Consider the following 3237-nt stretch of genomic DNA (forward strand, 5'->3'; position numbering starts at 1 on the left):
TCAATTCCAGAAGAATCAAAAATGGTCATATCAGCTTTGGCGGAATCAATAGCCTGACAGATTGGTTCCGTAAGATCCACAAGATGCTCGAACACAGTAACAACGACAGATACAGGAAGTACACTATCATTATTTCCGTTTGTACCGTGTGCTGTAATTATATCAGCCTTTGCGATACGTGTTTCTGTTAAATACTTTGGAAGAAAAGAAATGAGGTAATATAAAATGAAAAAAGTAAATTAAGCGTTGTTGCATTGGTCATTTCGCTGTTACCATTTATCACATTATTGATTTCCCTTTTTTCAGGAAAAATTATAGGTGGGCTTCAAATGGGGATTAACAGCATTAAATGTAATTTCAATATTATTGGGTTTAGGTCTTTCAATTTCAGTAGTAAAAAACCCAAAACGTAGAGATGTATTTTCAATTATTGCTTTATGTATTTGCGGCTTTTTGGGGCTACTTATGGTTGGCATTTTAATTTTTGGCTTAATACTCACTTTTATGTAAGAGGTGCTTATGAAAAATATATTGATTGTAGAAGATTCAGCTATTTATAGAGAATTATTATGTAAAGTTCTCAAAGGTAAAGGATATAAAGTAAAGATACAGGTACGGCATTACTTCAACATGAATTCACAAAAAATGTACCCATCTGTATAATGACAACTTCTGTTGATAGACACATATTTAATATGGCAAAGTCCTTAGGTGCTGTTGAGTGTTTTGATAAAGCAACATTTTATTTTCTCTGCTGTTCAAGATACCGTCAATCGTACCTTGAATGATTTTTAATTTGTTATCACTCAATAAATCAAGTGACGAATCTATCTGACGGCGGGCTGTATTTTTTTCAACTTTCTCCGTTGGATAGAAATATTCATCAACTGATATATTGAACATGGTAACTAAATCATGGAATAATTGAAAACTTGGGTGTGAACCAACATTTTCAATATCTGCGATATGACGTTCTCCATAGAATACCTTATCACCTAAATCATTACGAGAAAGTCCCGCTTTTTCACGGGCTTCTCTGATTGCCAGCCCTAGCGGTCTGAAATCAAAAGTATGTGTTTCTTTTGTTTTTCTCATTTTAAATCACCTAGCATGAGTTTATACTTCATGTTGTAAATTTAGAATGTGTTAAAATTGCATATAGTATGAACTATAAATTCGATAAAAATATTACCTCGTTCGGTAAATAAAAAAACCGTTCCGTGGGTAATCTCTTTTATAATGTCCAAAAACTGGAAATTCGTAAAGCGAAAAAAGAAGTAAGGGACAGAACGAAAAACATGAAGGCTATGGAGTATTTCTGGGGAATGGGATACATTACGGTAGCTCTGTTTGCAATTCTACAGAATGGTGCTTTTCAACATGATTTCATAGATTTTTTCATGACTCCATTCATGTGGTATGTTCGATTTTGTAAATGGCTGGTATACCCAACTTATGATAATGGATTTAACCAGAAAATAGCATATGCAGGTGGAGAAGTATGGGTTATCAGGATTCTGGCAATCGTAGCTGTGCTTTTCATAGTGGGAATCTTAATGGTGATAATTATGGAAACAATAAAACAATACAAAAAAAGGTGGAACGAAATTTCACAAATGTTTTTGATAGGAAGCCTTTCAGGGATAGCAGTGCTTGGAGATGTAATCAGAGGGTATCTACCTGTGAATTTGATCCTGTTATTTGTGTTTGCCAATATGGGAATCGTGTTGCTCAGAGTGTACCGGGCGTCCCTGACATGCAATTGAATCCATGCTACTAAATAGACAAGCAAGTTTATAATATATTCTTCCAAATCGGGATTAGGAAAAATCACAGTTTTGTGATTTTTATGCCTTCTGAAATTTCTTTTGCAGTTGCTGTTACAATTCGTATGCCGTTATCGCTCATATCATCAAGGAGAGCGTCAAGCTGCCGCCATTTTGTATCTTTTCCGGTGGGCGTATCTAAAAGAAACTGGTCTACGGATATATTGTAACGAAGCATAAGTTCAAAAAAGATTTGGAGGCTCGGATGTTGCCCGTTATTCTCGATATTAGCGAGATAACGGGGAGAAAGATACATTTCCTATCATTGACCCAAATATTTCTCATTATGTATTCAGGGAAATTCTATTTTCTTTATGAAATCTTCAAAATTTGTAGCTATCCTTTTAGCATAATCAAAAGAAAGGACAGTACAAAATATGAGTATAATCTTGAAAACAACAAATCTCTGCAAATCGTTCAACGGGCAGACAGCCGTAAATAACATATCGTTGAACATTGAAAGAAATTCCGTCTATGGATTGTTAGGACCAAATGGAGCCGGAAAATCTACAACACTCAAAATGATAACAGGTATTTTGAGGCCCACATCTGGGAGTATTGAGTTTGACGGCCACGCATGGAAACGCAGCGACTTAAACCATATCGGAGCGTTAATTGAAATGCCGCCGCTTTATGAAAATTTGACCGCCTATGAAAATCTGAAAGTAAGGACTACTATTTTAGGGCTGACAGATAAGCGGATTGATGAAGTGCTGCAAATCGTCCGGCTGACGGAAACAGGCAAGAAAAGAGCCGGACAGTTTTCTCTTGGTATGAAACAGCGTCTTGGAATTGCAGTTGCATTACTAAACAACCCGAAGCTGCTCATACTTGATGAACCAACCAACGGGCTTGACCCGATTGGGATTGAAGAACTTAGAGAGCTTATCCGTTCCTTTCCTGCAAAGGGTATTACCGTTATCTTATCAAGTCATATTCTCTCCGAGGTACAACAGACCGCTGACCACATCGGCATTATTGCGGGCGGCGTCTTAGGCTATGAGGGGAAACTTAATGCAAACGAAAATTTGGAACAGCTTTTTATGGACGTTGTAAAAAGCAATCACAGGGAGGGTTAAGGCATGGACTATCTAAAATCAGAACATTTGAAATTCAAGAGGACAATATCGAACAAACTGATTTTCATTGTTCCGCTAATTACGGCCATTTTTGCGTGGCTTATGGGTGGATATATGGGGTATCAGTACATGACGCTTTATTGGTGGTATGCGTTCCTGCTTCCGGGAGGAATCGCAATTTTGTGTTCTTTGTCACACAGAAAAGAAGAAAACGCCGGGAAATACTATTCGGTATTTTCTATGCCTGTAAACCTTTCGAGATTTGAAATAAGGCTACCGCAATCCCACTGGCTTTAGACGGTGGGTTAAGGTAGCCAAAAATCAGAAATTAT

General features: G+C 37.1%; 6 protein-coding genes and 1 pseudogene. 5 read left to right on the top strand and 2 right to left on the bottom strand.

Translation table 11 applies throughout. The annotated features are described in order from the left end of the window. Positions 1–191 (top strand): hypothetical protein (locus G593_RS20625; RefSeq protein ID WP_207637201.1); only part of this gene is annotated, 191 nt, incomplete at its 5' end. Positions 192–318: 127 nt separating this feature from the next. Then, positions 319–510, top strand: coding sequence for a hypothetical protein (locus G593_RS19980; RefSeq protein WP_242827141.1), 192 nt, complete (start codon positions 319–321; stop codon positions 508–510). Positions 511–690: 180 nt separating this feature from the next. On the opposite strand, the gene G593_RS0118130 is transcribed toward G593_RS19980, so the two are convergent. Continuing rightward, on the bottom strand, positions 691–1095 hold the full coding sequence (locus tag G593_RS0118130) for a helix-turn-helix transcriptional regulator (RefSeq protein ID WP_044994868.1): 405 nt from the start codon (positions 1093–1095) through the stop codon (positions 691–693). A gap of 125 nt (positions 1096–1220) precedes the next feature. Here G593_RS0118130 and G593_RS0118135 point away from each other — a divergent pair, with 125 nt between their 5' ends. After that, positions 1221–1766, top strand: coding sequence for a DUF6040 family protein (locus tag G593_RS0118135; RefSeq protein WP_255348548.1), 546 nt, complete (start codon positions 1221–1223; stop codon positions 1764–1766). A gap of 64 nt (positions 1767–1830) precedes the next feature. On the opposite strand, the pseudogene G593_RS18950 reads toward G593_RS0118135, so the two are convergent. Continuing rightward, positions 1831–2085, bottom strand: a pseudogene (locus tag G593_RS18950) (transcriptional regulator); the annotation flags it as partial. A 118-nt stretch (positions 2086–2203) separates the two neighbouring features. Between G593_RS18950 and G593_RS0118145 the strand changes: the two are divergent. Both G593_RS0118145 and G593_RS0118150 read left to right on the top strand, forming a co-directional pair. Further along, on the top strand, positions 2204–2905 hold the full coding sequence (locus G593_RS0118145) for a lantibiotic protection ABC transporter ATP-binding protein (protein WP_026649306.1): 702 nt from the start codon (positions 2204–2206) through the stop codon (positions 2903–2905). A gap of 3 nt (positions 2906–2908) precedes the next feature. Further along, entirely contained in the window at positions 2909–3202 is a 294-nt protein-coding gene (locus G593_RS0118150; RefSeq protein WP_029732596.1) for a hypothetical protein, read from the top strand. Positions 3203–3237: the final 35 nt, after the last annotated feature.

It is taken from the genome of Dorea sp. AGR2135, from assembly GCF_000420885.1.
GTDB classification, from domain to species: domain Bacteria; phylum Bacillota; class Clostridia; order Lachnospirales; family Lachnospiraceae; genus Dorea; species Dorea formicigenerans.

Coding starts and splice junctions, on each gene's coding strand:
- G593_RS0118130 (WP_044994868.1), bottom strand. CDS start 1,095: ATGAGAAAAACAAAAGAAACACATACTTTTGATTTCAGACCGCTAGGG.
- G593_RS0118145 (WP_026649306.1), top strand. CDS start 2,204: ATGAGTATAATCTTGAAAACAACAAATCTCTGCAAATCGTTCAACGGG.
- G593_RS0118150 (WP_029732596.1), top strand. CDS start 2,909: ATGGACTATCTAAAATCAGAACATTTGAAATTCAAGAGGACAATATCG.